At 70.4% G+C, this 16142-nt stretch carries 13 protein-coding genes and 1 tRNA gene; 8 read left to right on the top strand and 6 right to left on the bottom strand.

What is annotated here, in order from left to right:
- The first annotated feature begins 20 nt into the window (after positions 1-20).
- Positions 21-932 carry an ABC transporter substrate-binding protein gene (locus tag ABD655_RS12110; protein ID WP_344714253.1) on the top strand — a complete coding sequence of 304 codons (912 nt, stop codon included), beginning with the start codon at positions 21-23 and terminating at the stop codon, positions 930-932.
- A gap of 105 nt (positions 933-1037) precedes the next feature.
- Here the strand turns inward: ABD655_RS12110 and ABD655_RS12105 are convergent, their stop codons facing one another.
- From ABD655_RS12105 to ABD655_RS12090, 4 genes are all read right to left on the bottom strand, one after another.
- Positions 1038-2819, bottom strand: coding sequence for an ABC-F family ATP-binding cassette domain-containing protein (locus ABD655_RS12105; RefSeq protein ID WP_344714251.1), 1782 nt, complete (start codon positions 2817-2819; stop codon positions 1038-1040).
- Positions 2820-2935: 116 nt separating this feature from the next.
- The gene (locus ABD655_RS12100) at positions 2936-3136 is read right to left on the bottom strand and encodes a hypothetical protein (RefSeq protein ID WP_344714249.1); all 201 of its coding nucleotides are present in this window, start codon (positions 3134-3136) and stop codon (positions 2936-2938) included.
- Positions 3137-3180: 44 nt separating this feature from the next.
- Entirely contained in the window at positions 3181-4683 is a 1503-nt protein-coding gene (locus ABD655_RS12095; protein WP_378721100.1) for an SDR family NAD(P)-dependent oxidoreductase, read from the bottom strand.
- Positions 4684-4726: 43 nt separating this feature from the next.
- Positions 4727-5224 (bottom strand): MarR family winged helix-turn-helix transcriptional regulator, encoded by a 498-nt coding sequence (locus ABD655_RS12090; RefSeq protein WP_344714247.1) that lies wholly within the window; start codon positions 5222-5224, stop codon positions 4727-4729.
- A 255-nt stretch (positions 5225-5479) separates the two neighbouring features.
- Between ABD655_RS12090 and ABD655_RS12085 the strand changes: the two genes are divergently transcribed.
- The 7 genes from ABD655_RS12085 to ABD655_RS12055 all read left to right on the top strand — a co-directional run bounded on the left by ABD655_RS12085 (position 5480) and on the right by ABD655_RS12055 (position 13818).
- Positions 5480-5551 (top strand) — tRNA-Gln (locus ABD655_RS12085).
- A gap of 1 nt (position 5552) precedes the next feature.
- The gene (gene glmU, locus ABD655_RS12080) at positions 5553-7025 is read left to right on the top strand and encodes a bifunctional UDP-N-acetylglucosamine diphosphorylase/glucosamine-1-phosphate N-acetyltransferase GlmU (protein WP_344714245.1); all 1473 of its coding nucleotides are present in this window, start codon (positions 5553-5555) and stop codon (positions 7023-7025) included.
- The gene (locus tag ABD655_RS12075) at positions 7000-8034 is read left to right on the top strand and encodes a ribose-phosphate diphosphokinase (RefSeq protein WP_344714243.1); all 1035 of its coding nucleotides are present in this window, start codon (positions 7000-7002) and stop codon (positions 8032-8034) included. The genes glmU and ABD655_RS12075 overlap by 26 nt, the downstream gene beginning before the upstream one ends.
- A gap of 16 nt (positions 8035-8050) precedes the next feature.
- Positions 8051-10759, top strand: a complete 2709-nt coding sequence (locus ABD655_RS12070; protein WP_344714241.1) for a cation-translocating P-type ATPase — start codon at positions 8051-8053, stop codon at positions 10757-10759.
- Between the two features lie 109 nt (positions 10760-10868).
- Positions 10869-11360 (top strand): hypothetical protein, encoded by a 492-nt coding sequence (locus tag ABD655_RS12065; RefSeq protein ID WP_378721212.1) that lies wholly within the window; start codon positions 10869-10871, stop codon positions 11358-11360.
- 11 nt (positions 11361-11371) lie between these two features.
- Complete coding sequence (locus ABD655_RS12060; protein ID WP_344714237.1) at positions 11372-12250, top strand: FAD:protein FMN transferase; 879 nt, start codon at positions 11372-11374, stop codon at positions 12248-12250.
- On the top strand, positions 12247-13818 hold the full coding sequence (locus ABD655_RS12055; RefSeq protein ID WP_344714236.1) for an FAD-dependent oxidoreductase: 1572 nt from the start codon (positions 12247-12249) through the stop codon (positions 13816-13818). The genes ABD655_RS12060 and ABD655_RS12055 overlap by 4 nt, the downstream gene beginning before the upstream one ends.
- On the opposite strand, the gene ABD655_RS12050 is transcribed toward ABD655_RS12055, so the two are convergent.
- Entirely contained in the window at positions 13805-15391 is a 1587-nt protein-coding gene (locus tag ABD655_RS12050; RefSeq protein WP_344714234.1) for a sensor histidine kinase, read from the bottom strand. The two genes, ABD655_RS12055 and ABD655_RS12050, sit on opposite strands and share 14 nt — an antisense overlap.
- Entirely contained in the window at positions 15388-16122 is a 735-nt protein-coding gene (locus tag ABD655_RS12045) for a response regulator transcription factor (RefSeq protein WP_344714232.1), read from the bottom strand. Before ABD655_RS12045 ends, ABD655_RS12050 begins: the two co-directional genes overlap by 4 nt.
- Positions 16123-16142 lie beyond the last annotated feature (20 nt).

The following is a 16142-nucleotide window of genomic DNA, read 5'->3' as shown; positions in this document are numbered from 1 at the left end:
CCCCAGAGGAAGAGAATCCCATGTTCACAGCGAAGAAGTCCCGGCTCGCGCTCGCCGCGGCCGCACTCACCGGCATCGCGCTCGTCGCAGCCGGCTGCGCCTCCAACGACCCGCTCGCACCCGAGACCGACGCCCCCGCCGGCGACACGATCGTGATCGGTTCCCAGGCCTATTACTCGAACGAGATCATCGCGGAGATCTACGCCCAGGCGCTCGAGAACGCCGGGTTCGACGTGTCCCGGGATGCCTTCAACTCCGGACAGCGGGACGCCTACATCCCGGCTCTCGAGGCCGGCGAGATCACCCTGTTCCCGGAGTACTCCGGGAACCTGCTGCAGTTCTTCGACCCCGAGACGACGGCGCGCACGTCAGAGGAGGTGTACGCCGCGCTGCCCGACGCGCTGCCTGACGGCCTGAGCGTGCTCGACCAGTCCAGCGCGACCGATCAGGACTCGTACACCGTGACGGCCGCGTTCGCGGACGCGAACGCGCTGGTGCAGATCGGCGACCTCGCGAAGGTCACCACCCCGCTGACGCTGGGCGGACCGCCCGAGCTCGCCGAGCGTCCCTACGGCCCCAGCGGCCTCCTCGAGACGTACGGCGTGACCGTCGCGTTCTCGCCGACCGCCGACACCACCGTGGAGGCGCTGCTCGCGAACACGATCCAGGTCGCGAACGTCTACACCGCCGACCCGCGGATCCAGACCGACGACCTCGTCGTCCTCGAGGACCCCGAAGGTCTCTTCCTCGCCTCGAACGTGGTCCCCGTCGTGAGCGGCGAGCTCCCCGAGGGCGCGGCCGACGTGATCAACGCGGTCAGCGCGGCTCTGACGCCGGAGGGCTTGGTGGCGCTGAACGTCCAGAGCACGGTGGACGAGCTCGGCGCCGACGACATCGCGAAGCAGTGGCTGACCGAGAACGGTCTGATCTAGCGTCCGTCTGACCGCGAGACCGGATGGACGCCACGAGACAGAGGCGAACGCGCTCAGTCTCGTGGCGTCCATCCGGTCTCGCGGTTCAGGAACGGGTGCGGCGGCTCAGTGGCCGAGCGACTCGCCGACCTCGAGCCAGCGTTCCTCGAGAGCCGCGAGATCGGACTTCATCGTCTGCAGCTGGGCGTTCAGCGTGCCGATCGCGACGTAGTCGGAGTGGTCGTGGGTCGCCAGATCGGTGTGCGCTGCGGCGATCCGCTGCGTCAGCTTGGCCATCTGCCGGTCGATCGCGCTGAGCTCCTTCTCAGCGGTGCGCCGGTCCGCACCCGCCAGGCCGGCAGCCGCGACCGACGGCGCCGGACTGCCTGCGGTGGGCGCATCGCGCGCGGCCGCACGGCGGCGGAGGTACTCGTCGACGCCGCCGGGCAGGTGCCGCATGCCTTGGCCCTCGATCGCGTACTGCTGATCGGTGACGCGCTCGATGAGGTAGCGGTCGTGCGAAACGACCAGGAGCGTTCCGGGCCACGAGTCCAGCAGGTCCTCGAGGGCGGCGAGCATATCGGTGTCGAGGTCGTTGGACGGCTCGTCCAGGATCAGCACGTTCGGCTCGTCCAGCAGCACCAGCAGCAGCTGCAGGCGCCGCTTCTGACCGCCGGAGAGATCCCGCACCGGCGTGGACAGCTCCGACGAGCGGAAGCCGAGGCGTTCCAGCAGCTGGGTGGGCGTCAGCTCCTTGCCGCCGGTGACGTAGGAGCTCTTCTGCAGTGCCAGCACGTCCCGGACCCGCTCATCGGCGTACTGATCCAGTTCGGTCAGACGCTGACTGAGCACCGCCACCTTCACCGTCTTGCCGCGCTTGACGCGCCCCGAGGTCGGTTCGACGGCTCCGGCCACCAGCCCGAGCAACGTCGACTTGCCGACACCGTTCGGGCCCAGGATGCCGGTGCGCTCGCCCGGGGCGATGCGCCACTCGACGTCCTTGAGGATCGGACCGGCGCCGTAGTCGACTCCGGCGTCGAGCAGGTCCACGACATCCTTGCCGAGCCGGGCGGTGGCCAGTTTGGCCAGCTCGACGTTGTCGCGCGGCGGCGGCTCGTCCTCGATCAGCTGCGTCGCCGCCTCGATGCGGAACTTCGGCTTCGACGTCCGTGCCGGCGCGCCGCGGCGCAGCCACGCGAGCTCCTTGCGCAAGATGTTCCGGCGCTTGGTCTCGGCCACGTTCGACTGGCGCTGTCGCTCGACACGCTGCAGCACATACGCGGCATAGCCGCCCTCGAACGGGTCGACGGTGCCGTCGTGAACCTCCCACATGCGTGTGCACACGGCATCCAGGAACCAGCGATCGTGGGTGACCAGCAGCAGGCCGCCGGCGTTGCGCGCCCAGCGCTGTGCGAGATGCTCGGCAAGCCAGGCGATGCCCTCCACGTCGAGGTGGTTCGTGGGCTCGTCCAGGGCGATCACGTCCCAGTCGCCCACCAGCAGGCGCGCCAGCCCGACACGCCGGCGCTGACCACCGGACAGTCCGGACACGACGGTATCCAGCGGCACGTCGCGCAGCAGGCCATCGAGCACGTCGCGGACGCGCGCGTCGCCGAGCCACTCGTGCTCGGGACGTTCCCCGACGATCGCGTGGCGCACGGTCTCGTCGTCCGGCAGGTCGTCGTCCTGGGCCAGCATCCCGACCCGCACGCCGCCGCGCATCGTGACGCGACCCGAGTCGGGTTCGAGTCGACCGGTCAGCACCTTCATGAGGGTGGATTTGCCGTCGCCGTTACGGCCGACGATGCCGATGCGGTCGCCGCCGTCGATGCCGACGGTCACGTCCTCCAGGACGATTTTCGCGGGGAACTCGACGTGCAGGTGCTCGCCGCCGAGGAGATGGGCCATCCTCCCAGCCTAAGCGGGTGGCGCGCGTCAGCACGCCGGGGGTGGGGGCGGAGCCCCATTGGGTGGCGCGCGTCAGCACGCCGGGGGTGTGGGGCGGAGCCCCATTGGGTGGCGCGTCAGCACGCCGGGGGCGCGGGAGGGGAACGACGGGGTCGCGCGACCGGGGGCGGCGGTACCGCCTTGGCGGCGATCACGTCCGCCAGCGCGACGGATTCGAGCCCGCGCCGGGTCTCCACGACGATGTGCTCGGCATCCCTCGATCGCAGATAGCCCAGTGCATCCGTCGCGCGGCCGTCCTCCAGTAGGGAGCGGACCACGACGCGCGCGCCGATCGGTGCGCGCCGCAGGAGCTCCGCCGGGTTCACCAGCTGCCGACCGCGTAGTCCTTCAGGAAGACGCCGAAGATGTCTTCACCCGCCTCGCCGCGCACGATCGGGTCGTACACGCGCGCGGCGCCGTCGACGAGGTCCAGCGGGGCGTGGAAGCCTTCCTCGGCCAGGCGCACCTTCGTGGGGTGCGGCCGTTCGTCGGTGATCCATCCGGTATCGACGCTGGTCATCAGGATGCCGTCGGTCTCGAACATCTCGCGGGCGCTCGTCCGGGTGAGCATGTTCACGGCCGCCTTGGCCATGTTCGTGTGCGGATGCCCGGGGCCCTTGTATCCGCGGCCGAAGACTCCTTCCATCGCGCTCACGTTGACCACGTAGGTCCGCCGCGCCGGGCTGGCGGCCAGCGAAGGACGCAGCTGCGAGACCAGCAGGAACGGGGCGGTGGTGTTCGCCAGTTGCACCTCGAGCATCTCCAGCGGGTCCACCTGCTGCACGTGCTGGGTCCACGAGTTCGAGTCGTGCAGGTCGGGCAGCAGGCCCCCGGCGTCGATGGCGGTGCCGGCCGCGAGGCGGTCGAGCGAGCTGGAGCCGGCGGTCATCGCCTGCTCGGTCAACTCCTCGGCGCGGGTGGCCGCCGCGGCCAGGATCGGGTGCGCGCTGACGGACTGGGCGAGGGCGAGGGGGTGGGGGTCGTTCGTATGACCGAACGTCACCAGCTCCGGAAGAGGGCCGTCCGGCAGTGGGGCGAGCTCGGCGTCGACGAGCGGCTGGTACGCACCGGGCGAGCGGCGCACCGTCTGCGTGGCGTTGTTGATCAGGATGTCGAGCGGCCCCTGCGCGGCCACCGAATCGGCCAAGCCGATCACCTGGGCAGGATCGCGCAGGTCGATGCCGACCACCCGGAGCCGGTCGATCCATTCCGCGGAGTCGGGCAGGCTCGTGAAGCGGCGCACCGCATCGCGGGGGAAGCGCGTGGTGATCGTGGTGTGGGCGCCGTCGCGCAGCAGTCGCAGCGCGATGTACATGCCGATCTTGGCGCGACCGCCGGTCAGCAGAGCACGCCGCCCCGACAGATCGGTCCGGGCTTCCCGCTTGGCATGGCTCATCGCCGCGCACGTCGGGCACAGCTGGTGGTAGAACGCGTCGACGTGCGTGTACGGCTGCTTGCAGATGTAGCACGCCCGCGCCTTGATCAGCGTCCCGGCCGAGGACGCGCCGGACGTGATCGCGAGCGGAATCCCGCGCGTCTCGTCATCGATCCGGTCCGGTGCGCCGGTGGCGGTGGCCGCGACCACGGAGCGGTCCGCATCGGCGATGAGCGCACGCTTCTCCAGCCGCCGCACCTTCTTGGCGGACTTGAACATGTTCGCCGTGGCGCGGCGCACCGTCTTGTAGTCGGGGTGCTGCTGGTCGACCTCGTCCAGCTGTGCCAGGACCCGGAGGGCGATCTGCAACTCGACCGGGTCGACGCCGCTGGGACCGTGATCGACGGATTCGGGCTCGCGCGAGGCGGGTTGCTGATCGGAGATGGGCACACAGGATTCTACGCCCGGGCGCCTGTGCGTCCCCTCAGGTGCCTCAGGCGTCGAATCCCAGACTGAGCTTGCGCAGCAGCCCCGCCAGGCGCTCGCGGTCCGAACGCGACAGCGTCTCCAGCAGCAGGGCCTCCGCGTCGACGAGGCGGGTGATCGCGGCATCCACCCGAATACGGCCGTCCTCGGTGAGGGTGACCAGGATGCTGCGCCCGTCGCCCGGGTCGGCCTTGCGATGCACGAGACCGCGGCCGACCAGCCGGTCGATGCGGTTGGTCATGGTGCCGCTCGAGACGAGTGTCTGCTGGAGCAGCTGCTTCGGGCTGAGCTGGAAGGGTTCGCCCGCGCGGCGCAGGGCGGACAGCACGTCCCAATCCCACGGCTCGAGGTCGCTGCGACGGAACGCATCGCGACGGGCGCGGTCCAGATGCCGAGAGAGTCGGTCGACGCGGGAGAGGACCTCGAGGGGCGAGAAGTCGAGGTCGGGCCGCTGCGTCGTCCACGCGCCGACGATCCGGTCGACCTCGTCCGTCTCCTGAGCCATGTCCTCATTATCGTGGTCGGCCGTCGGCACGCCGCCCGACCACACGAGATCCGTCGAGGTGCGGGTCGGCTGCCGTCGAAACTCGGGGAGTTCCTGCGGCCGCGCGCGCCGCGGCTGCCGTGGCGGGCGATATCGCCCCGGCGTTCGACGTCGCGCGGCGCGCAGGCGCAGGACTGCGAAGGCGACACGCGGACGCCGAGCGGGCGTCTGGCAGACTTATCGGGCGGCCGCCCCCTCTGCAGGCGGGGGCCGCGGTCCGCCGTGGTGTAATGGCAGCACGACAGCCTTTGGAGCTGTTAGGTCTAGGTTCGAATCCTGGCGGCGGAGCATGTCCGAGAACATCACCGAACCCCAGCTGGCCGTCGTCATCCTCGCCGCAGGCCAGGGCACGCGGATGAAATCGAGCCTGCCGAAGGTCCTGCACCGGATCGGCGGGCGCCCGCTCCTCGGACACGTGCTGGACACGGCCCGCGCGCTGAACCCGCAGAGCGTCCTGGTCGTCGTGCGCCACGAGCGCGACCTCGTCGCCGACCTCGTCCTGGACATCGCACCGGAGATCGTCGTCGTCGACCAGGACGAGGTACCGGGAACGGGCCGCGCCGTCGAGATCGCGCTGGCGCAGGTGCCCGACTTCGCCGGGGACGTCCTGGTGCTCAGCGGTGATGTGCCGCTGCTGGATGACGACACGCTGGCCCGGCTCATCCGAACGCACCGCGAGAGCGGAGCCGCGGCGACCGTGCTCAGCGCCGTCGTGGCGGATGCGACCGGCTACGGCCGCGTCATCCGCGACTCCGCCGGGGGCGTTCAGCGCATCGTCGAGCAGAAGGACGCCACCGAGGATGAAGCATCCGTCACCGAGATCAACGCAGGTGTCTACGTCTTCCAGGCGGCGCCCCTGCGCCAGCACATCTCGCTCGTCGGCACGGCCAACGCCCAGGGCGAGCGCTACCTGACCGACGTCGTCGCGCTGCTGCGCGACTCGCGCCTCACGGTCGGCGTCTCGCAGGCGACGGATGCGACAGCGGCGCTCGGCGTGAACGACCGCGTCCAGCTCTCCGAAGCGGCGCGACTGCTCAATGCCCGCACGGTGCGCCGCTGGCAGCTCGAAGGCGCGATGATCCTGGACCCCGCCACGACCTGGATCGATGTGACCGCGTCGCTCGCACCGGATGTCACGGTTCTTCCCAACACGCACATCCTCCGGGCGACCACGGTCGCCGCGGGTGCCACCGTCGGTCCGGACACCAGCCTGGTGGACTGCGAGGTGGGCGAGAACGCGTCGGTCACGCGCACCGATGCCACGCTCGCCGTCATCGGCGCCGGTGCCACCGTCGGCCCGTTCGCCTACCTGCGTCCCGGCACCTACCTCGGAGACCGCGGCAAGATCGGCACGTTCGTCGAGACGAAGAACTCCACGATCGGCGAACGCAGCAAGGTGCCCCACCTGTCGTACATCGGCGACACCACGATCGGCACCGGCGTCAACCTCGGCGCCGGCGCGATCACCGCGAACTACGACGACCTGACCAAGCACCGCACCGAGATCGGCGACGAGGTCCACACCGGGTCGCATAACGTCTTCGTGGCGCCCGTTAGAATCGGAGCAGGCGCGAAGACCGGGGCCGGCGCGGTGATCCGCAAGGATGTGCCCCCCGGCGCACTGGCGCTCAGCGTGGCCCCTCAACGCAACGTCGAGGGATGGGTCGAGACCAACAGATCGGGAACCGGCGCGGCGCACGCTGCGGCCAAGGCCCGGTCGGCACAGAAGGCAGACGATGGCGCGCAAGAAGAAGACGGTTGATCTCGATCGCGAGCACGATATCGCCCCCGGACTTGTCGCCAAGACCAAGAAGCGCCTCGTGGTCGCCGGTGGGCGTTCGCACCCCACGCTTTCGGCGGACGTCGCCGCCGCGATCGGCACGGAGCTGGTGCCCACCGAGTACCGCACGTTCGCGTCGGGCGAGATCCTCACCCGGTTCGAGGTGTCGATCCGCGGCTGCGACTTCTTCCTGATCCAGAGCTTCGGCCCGCCGGTCAACGAGTGGCTCATGGAGACGCTCATCATGCTGGATGCCGCCAAGCGCGCATCCGCCAAGCGGATCACCGTCGTCGCTCCGTACTACCCGTACTCGCGGCAGGACAAGAAGAGCCGGGGCCGTGAGCCGATCAGCGCGCGTCTGGTCGCCGACCTGCTCAAGACCGCAGGGGCGGACCGCGTGATGAGCGTGGACCTGCACGCGGCGCAGATCCAGGGCTTCTTCGACGGCCCCGTCGACCACCTCTTCGCCAAGCCGGTGCTTCTGGAGTACTTCCAGCGGACGCTCTCCGCAGAGGACCGCGCGAAGCTCACGGTGGTCTCGCCGGACACCGGCCGGGTGCGGGTCGCCGACACCTGGTCCGACAGCCTCGGCGCTCCTCTCGCGATCATCCACAAGCGTCGCGACCCGAACGTCGCCAACCAGGTGACCGTGAATGAGATCGTCGGTCAGGTCGACGGTCGGGTGTGCCTCCTCGTCGACGACATGATCGACACCGGCGGCACGATCGTCAAGGCCGCGGAGGCCCTCAAGAAGAACGGCGCCGAACGCGTCATCGTCGCTGCCACGCATGCCATCCTGAGCGATCCGGCCGTCGAGCGCCTGCAGTGCGAAGCCATCGACGAGGTCGTCGTGACGGACACGGTGCCGATCCCGGACAGCAAGCTGTTCCCCGCGCTGACGATCCTGCCGATCGCGCCGCTGCTGGCCCGCGCCATCCGCGAGGTGTTCGAGGACGGGTCGGTCACGAGCATGTTCGACGGGGCCGCATAGCCGCGCGGATGCAGCCATGACTCTCCCGGCCGGCGCAACATCCCTCGTCGTCGATCGCCCGTTCGCGCGGGCGGTGCCGGAGGTGCAGAGCGCTCTGCGCACCGATGTCGGCGGCATCACCAGCGCCGAGGCGGCGGCGCGACTGCAGGCCGTCGGGCCGAATGAGCTGCCCCCGCCGCCGCGCAAACCCGCGATCCTGCGCTTCCTGGTTCACTTCAACGACACGCTCATCTACATCCTGCTCGGTGCGGCCGCGATCAAGGCGATCATGGGCGACTGGCTGGACTTCTGGGTGATCATGAGCGTCGCGGTCATCAACGCCGTGATCGGGTTCGTCCAGGAAGGCCGGGCGGAGACGGCGCTGGCCGGCATCCGCGGGATGCTGTCCGTCCACGCCCGCGCCCGCCGGGACGGCGGCTGGAACACCGTGCCCGCCGCGGAACTGGTGCCGGGCGATGTGATCCGCCTCGCGCCGGGCGACAAGGTGCCGGCGGATGTGCGGCTCTTCCAGGCGGCGCAGCTGCGCATCGACGAGTCCGCGCTGACCGGTGAGTCCGTGCCCGCGTCCAAGGGGGTCGACCCGGTCCCGGCCGAGGCGGGCGTCGGCGACCGGGCGTCCATGGCCTTTTCCGGGACGATCGTCTCGGCCGGGCAGGCTCGGGGAATCGTCACGGGGACGGGGGCCGCGACCGAGATCGGAAAGATCCAGGAACTCGTCGGCGATGCCGGCTCGCTGGAAACCCCGCTGACGAAGCAGCTGAACGACTTCGGCAAGAAGCTCACGCTGGTCATCCTCGGCATGGCCGTGCTCATGCTGGCGATCGGACGGTTCGGACATGGGATGCCGTTCGCCGAGCTGATCTCGGCGACGATCGGCTTCGCGGTGGCAGCCATTCCGGAGGGGCTGCCCGCGCTGGTGACCATCACGCTGGCGATCGGCGTGCAGCAGATGGCGCGACACAATGCGATCACCCGCAAGCTGCCGGCCGTCGAGGCGCTGGGCTCGGTGACCACGGTCTGCTCGGACAAGACCGGCACGCTCACCAAGAACGAGATGACGGTGCGTCGCATCGTGACACCCGTCGCGGCCTACCAGGTCACCGGCCTCGGCTACCAGCCCATCGGCGAGATCGTCGCCGACGACGGGCGGGCACCCGGTGCGGATGTCGCGGCGATCCTTTCGGTCGCGACGCTGTGCAACGACGCCCATCTGGTTCGCGACAGCGCCGAGGACGCGGCGTCCGGGGGCTGGAGCCTCGTCGGCGAACCTACCGAGGGCGCGCTCAAGGTCGTCGCGCGGAAAGGCGGGGTCAGTTCCGCCGGCGCGCGCCGGGTGGACGTGGTCCCCTTCGACTCGGCCCACAAGCTGATGGCGACGCTGCACGAGGCGGCGGACGGCTCGCGCGCCATTCTGGTGAAGGGGGCGCCGGACCGGCTGCTGGGGAGATCGACGACGCAACGGGGCACGGCCGGACGCGAGCCGCTGGACCCGGCCCGCTGGGACGCCGTGGTCGCCGAACTCGGCGGCACCGGACTCCGGGTGCTGGCAGCGGCCCGCTTGCCGGTGGACCGAGCCCGCGACCTCATCGCACTGGACGATCTGGAGGGCCTGGAGTTCCTCGGCGTCTGGGGCATCCTCGACCCGCCGAGGCCGGAGGCGATCGAGGCGATCGCGGACTGCCACACCGCGGGCATCCGCGTGAAGATGATCACCGGTGATCACGCCGGCACCGCCCTGGCGATCAGCCGTGAGATGGGCATCGTCGAGGACGCGGATGCGCGCGTGCTCACCGGCGGCGAGCTGGAGGCCCTGACCCAGGAGCAGCTCAAGGACGTGGTTCGCGATGTCGACGTCTACGCGCGCACCAGCCCGGAGCACAAGATCCGGATCGTGCGGGGCCTGCAGGCGCATGGCGAAGTGGTCGCGATGACCGGGGACGGCGTCAACGACGCACCCGCCCTCACCCGCGCGAACATCGGGATCGCGATGGGGATCAAGGGCACGGAGGCGACCAAGGAGGCCGCCGAGATCGTCCTCGCGGACGACAACTTCGCCACCATCCGCGGCGCGATCCGCGAGGGGCGGCGGATCTACGACAACCTGCGCAAGTCTGTCGTCTTCCTGCTGCCCACGAACGGCGCGCAGGCGCTGGTCATCCTCGTGGCGGTCGTCTTCGGGCTCGCCCTGCCTCTCACGCCGGTGCAGGTGCTCTGGGTCAACATGGTGACCGCGCTGACGCTCTCGCTCGCCCTCGCGTACGAGCCGGCCGAGAAGGGCATCATGTCGCGGCCGCCGCGCGCCCCCGGCGGGTCGATCGTGTCGGCGCGCGAGCTCGGCTTCGTCCTGCTCGTCTCGCTGCTGATCGGCGGCGCCACGCTCGGTGTGTTCTACGGCGCTGTGGCAGGCGGCACCGACATCGCCTACGCGCGCACCGAGGCGGTCGCGATGCTCGCACTCGGGCAGCTCGCGTACCTGTTCAACTGCCGCTTCCTGAGCCGGTCGAGTCTCACCCCCGATGTGCTGCGCGGCAACCCGGCGGTGTGGTGGTCGGCGCTGGCGCTGCTCGTCTTCCAGCTGATCTACACCTACGTGCCGTTCATGAACGACCTGTTCGGATCCCGGCCGCTCGCGGTCGGGTCGTGGGGCCCCCCGATCGCCCTGTCGATCGTCATCTTCCTGGCGGTCGAGGTTCTCAAGGCGCTCCGCCGGCGTGGACGGGCATGAGCTTTTCAGCCTGCGTTCAACGACCGCTCATAGGTTGGTCGGCGAGACTCGTCGCGCAGACACCGACATCGACACCACGACCGCCGCGAGGCATCGCAGGAGGACCATGATGATCCGCACCGCCGCCCGATCGCGCCCGATCCGAGTCGGAGCCACCGTCGTCGCCGTGGCGGGCGCCTTCGCGCTCGCCGCGTGCAGCCCGACGGATGCCCCGGCCGACGCCGAGACCGCCGCTCCCGAGCCGCGCAGCACGACCACCGCGGCACCGGTATCGCCGGATGCGGCCCCGTCGCCCGCCGACAGCACCTATGCGGACGGCACGTACACCGCAGAGGGTTCGTACGCCACGCCCGAGAGCGTCGAGACCGTCGTGGTCACGGTGTCGCTCGAGGACGATGTGATCACGGACGTCACCGTGGCGGGCGAGCCGCAGAAGCGGGAGTCCGAGGAGTACCAGGGGCGCTTCATCGGGGGGATCGCCGACGTCGTCGTGGGCAAGGACATCGACGAGATCTCCGTGAGCCGGGTCGCCGGATCGTCGCTGACCAGCGGCGGCTTCAACCAGGCGATCGAGACGATCAAGTCCGAAGCCGCGGGGTAGGCGAGCCACCGGTGCCCGCCCACACCGGCAGCCCGCCCGCGGTCTGGCGATTCGAAGCCATCGGCACCGGGTGGCAGGTCGAGACCCCCGAACCGCTGGGTGCGCGGCCACGGTCGGCAGTGTCCGAGGCGATCGCGGCGTTCGATCGGGAATGGTCGCGGTTCCGCACCGATTCGGTCGTCGCGGCACTCGCTGGTGGGGCGGCCACCCTGCCCGCGCCGGCCGATACCGCGGACATGATGGACACGTTCGTCGCCCTCAGCGCCGCGACGGACGGCGCGGTCAATCCGCTCGTCGGGGCGTCGCTGTCGGCACGCGGGTACGACGCCGACTATGGGCTCGTCGACCGCGGTGCGCTGCCGGCTCCTGCCCGCTGGCGAGAGATCGTCTCATGGACGGGCGGGATGCTGCGCCTATCGCAACCCGCGGTTCTCGACGTCGGCGCGCTCGGGAAGGGACGCCTGGTGGACCGCGTCGTCGAGGTCCTCGCGCCGTGGACCGCCGGCGGGGTGGTGGTCGATGCCGGCGGAGACCTCGCGGTCCGCGGCGCAGCGCAGCGCATCGGGCTGGAGCACCCGTATGACGCGCGTCGCGCGATCGGCGTCGTCGAGGTGACGGATGCCGCCCTGTGCGCCTCCGCCACCAACCGGCGTGCGTGGGGGGACGGACTGCATCATGTCCTGGACGCGCGCACCGGCGAGCCGGTGCGCGCGATCGCCGCCACCTGGGCCATCGCATCCACCGCGATGCGCGCCGACGCGATCGCCACCGCGCTGTTCTTCGACGGCGGCCCTCGACTCGCCGCGGACTGGGACGTGCAGTGGGTGCGCATGACCACGGACGGCCGCGTCGAGTGGTCGCCCGGCAGTACGGCAGAGTTGTTCGTGTGATCGGAACCTTCACCTCCCTGTGGAATCGCGTGTTCGCGGTACTCGGACGCGTCTCGATGTACCGGCTCGCGCTGCTCGCGCTGGGTGCACTCTCGTTCCTGGCGCTGGTCGCCTCGTTCTTCGGACTGGTGGTGCCCACACCGTGGGAACTGCTGGTCACAGCCGTCGTTCTGTCGGTCGTCTGCGTGGGTGTGGATGCCGCAGCCCAGGCGATCGTGCGCCTGCCGTGGCGGCTGGAGTCGTCGTTGATCACCGCGGCGATCCTGCTGTTCGTGCTGCGGCCGACGCTCGACCCGGCGGGGCTGGCCGGTGTTGCGCTCGCGGGAGCCGCGGCATCCCTGTCCAAGTACGTCCTGGCCTGGCGCGGCCGGCACATCTTCAACCCGGCGGCCGTGGGCGCGACGGTTCTGACGCTCGTGGGTCTCGCCGTCCCGAGCCTGGGCGCATCCTCGTGGTGGGTCGGCACGCCGGTTCTCGCGGGGCCGGTGATCGTCCTCGGCCTGGCGGTGCTGGTGCGCACCGAGAAGGTGCGCGTCATCACGGTGTTCGTCGTCGCCGCGGTCGCGGTGGGGGTGCTGCGCACCTCGGCGCAGTATCAGGCCGCGGGCCTGCCGGTGGAGATCGGCGACGTGCTCTGGCCGTTGCTGTGGTCGTCTCCGATCCTGTTCCTGGGCGCATTCATGCTCTCCGAACCCCTCACCCTGCCCCCGCGCCGCTGGCAGCAGTTCACCGTCGCCGGCCTCGTCGGTGTGCTGGTGGGGTGGCCGATCGATCTCGGCGTGATCAGCCTCGGCCAGGAGCGCGCCCTGCTGATCGGCAACCTGCTGGCGTTCGCGTTCGCGTTCTCGGCTCGGTCGGCGGTGAAGCTGGCGCTGGAGTCGCGTGCGATGCTGACCCCGACGGTGCACCTGCTCACCTTCCGTGCGCGTCGTCGCCTCGCCTTCATCCCGGGCCAGTACCTCGAGCTGGACGTGCCGCACCGGCATGCCGATGCGCGGGGGACGCGCCGCGAGTTCAGCATCGCGTCGGCGCCCGAGGACCTGCCGCTGCTGTCGGTGGCGTTCCGCGAGGTGCCCGGCGCCAAGTCGCAGAGCTCGTACAAGAAGGCGCTGGCCCAGTTGTCCACCGGCGATGCGCTGGCGGTGACCGGTGTGTGGGGCGATTTCATCCTGCCGAAGAAGCCGACCAGCTCCGTGCTCATGGTCGCCGCCGGCATCGGCATCACCCCGTTCGTCTCACAGCTTCGGCATCTGCGCCTCGCCGGCGAGGACCGCGACGTCGTCCTCGTGTACGTCGCGGCCGAGGCCTCGGAGCTTGCTTTCCGCGATGAGCTGGAGGCGTCCGGTGTGCCCGTCGTCGTCTTCACGCGGGACCGGCCGCAGGATCTGCCCCGCCACTGGTTGTGGGCGCGCGGCGTCCGGCTCGACGCGGAGGGTCTCCTGCAGGTGGTCCCGGACATCGCCGCGCGGCACGTGTACATCTCCGGCCCCGCGGGACTGATCGCCGACCTGGCTCCCGCCCTGGAACGCGCACGGTCCATCACGACGGACGCGTTCAGCGGCTACTGACCTCGGACGGGGGAGTGGACTCCGGGATGGGCAGCCGCACCTCGAACGTGGTGTCGCCGGGCCTGCTGCGCACCGTGAGAGCTCCGCCGTGCGCCGCCACGATCGCCCGCGCGATGGAAAGACCCAGGCCGGTGCCGCCCGTCTGCCGGGCGCGCGAACGATCCGCTCGCGAGAACCGCTCGAACAGCTCGTCCGCGATCGCCGGGTCGACCCCGGGCCCGTCGTCGTGGACGCGAAGCACGGCATCCGCTCCCTCGCAGGTCACGCTGAGGGTGACGTGGGTGCCGGCCGGCGTGTGCGTGCGCGCGTTGGCGAGCAGATTGCCGACGACCTGGTGCAGTCGCGAAGCGTCACCCCTGATCAGCACCGGCTCTTCTCCCACATCGAGCTCCCACCGGTGGTCCGGCCCGGCCGGCCGCACATCGGCGATCGCCTCGATCGCGAGCCGCGAGAGATCCACGGTGCCATGCACGAGCTCCTGCCCCTCGTCCAGCCTGGCCAGCAGCAGCAGGTCCTCGACGAGCCGGGTCATGCGGATCGACTGCGCCTGGATGCGCTCCAGCGACGTGACGGTGTTCTGATCCTCCGACACGGCATCCGCCTGGCGCAGCGCGCGCAGCGACAACTCGGAGTACCCGCGGATGGAGGCCAGGGGGGTGCGCAGCTCGTGACTGGCATCGGCGACGAATCGGCGCATCCGCTCCTCGTTGCGCTGGCGGGCATCGAGTGATTCGCCGACGTGGTCCAGCAGGGTGTTCAGCGCATGCCCCACGCGTCCGATCTCGGTGTGCTCGTCCGTTTCGTCGTCGGGCACGCGCTCGGTGATCGAGACGGCCCCCTCGGCGAGCGGCAGCGCGGCGACGCGCGTCGCGGTGTCGGCGACCGCGCGCAGCGGCTTCAGGCCGGCGCGGATCACGAACGCGATGGCCGCGGCGAGCAGGAGCAGACCTCCGGCGGTGACGAGGGCGATGGTGGTCAGGGTGGCGCCGATGGTGCTGCGCACCTCCGAGACCGGAAGCCCGGCGATGCCGATGAAGTTGTCTCCCTGCACCAGGCGGATGCGGTAGTCGCCGATGTCATCCCCCAGCGAGATGGTGGTGAACCCGCCGGCGTCGATCGCGCCCACCACGCCGGTGATCTGGTCAGCGGTGAGGCGAACGACTTCGCCATCGCCGCCGATGTACGCCCCGGATACCCCGCTGCTGGCCGACTGGACGACGAAGAGGAAGCCCGGCTCCTGGGGTCCTTCGGCCAGCACGTCGGACGCATCGCGTGCCGCCGGCGGGAACTGAGGTGTCTGCAGCGACTCGCCGGCCTGCTGGGCGGCGTTCTCCAGCCGCGTGTCGAGGTTCGCCTCGAGCACGCGGCCCAGGGCGGCACTGGTCGCGATCGCGACGATGACCAGGATGAGAGAGACGATGCCGATGACCGTCGCCATCAGCCGCGTCTGCAGGCTCCACCGAGGACGTGCGTGGCGCGGGGGGCGCGTCGACGCCTCTTCACGAACGTCGTCGTCGGCATCCGTCGTCGGCGCGACAGCCGGGATGGACCCCGTGGGGGGTGCTGAGGTCACTGCGGCGCCTTGATCATGTAGCCGACGCCGCGGACGGTGTGGATCAGCGGCTCACGGCCGTGATCGATCTTCTTGCGCAGGTATGAGATGTACAGCTCGACGACGCTCGAGCGTCCGCCGAAGTCGTAGTTCCAGACGCGGTCGAGGATCTGTGCCTTCGACACGACGCGGCGCTGGTTGCGCATCAGGAAGCGGAGAAGCTCGAACTCCGTGGCGGTCAGCTCGAACTGGTCGCCGCCGCGCTCGACCTCGTGGCTGTCCTCGTTCAGAGTGAGGTCTCCCACACGCAGGATCGGCTCCGCCTCCGCGGACTGGGCGGTCCCGGCACGCCGCATGAGTCCCCGAAGGCGCGCGACGACCTCCTCGAGGCTGAAGGGCTTGGTGACGTAGTCGTCCCCGCCGGCGGTCAGCCCCGCGACGCGGTCGGCCACGGCGTCCTTCGCCGTGAGGAAGAGCACCGGCACGTCGTTGCCCGAGTGGCGCAGGCGCTGCAGGACGGCCATCCCGTCCAGATCGGGCATCATCACATCCAGAACCATCGCGTCCGGCTCGAAGTCGCGGGCCGCCTGCAGCGCCTCGAATCCGGAGCCCGCCGTGCGGACCTCCCAGCCCTCCATGCGCAGCGCCATGGAGAGCAGATCGGTGAGCATCTGCTCGTCGTCGACGACCAGGACGCGAAGTGCGGAGCCGTCGGGACGGCGAAGTGCAGGGGCAAGAGCGGTGGCGGCCATGCTGCCATTGTGCTCCCGCA

This window comes from Microbacterium terregens (assembly GCF_039534975.1).
Classification (GTDB): domain Bacteria; phylum Actinomycetota; class Actinomycetes; order Actinomycetales; family Microbacteriaceae; genus Microbacterium; species Microbacterium terregens.
This window is presented reverse-complemented; position numbering and strand designations above follow the sequence as displayed.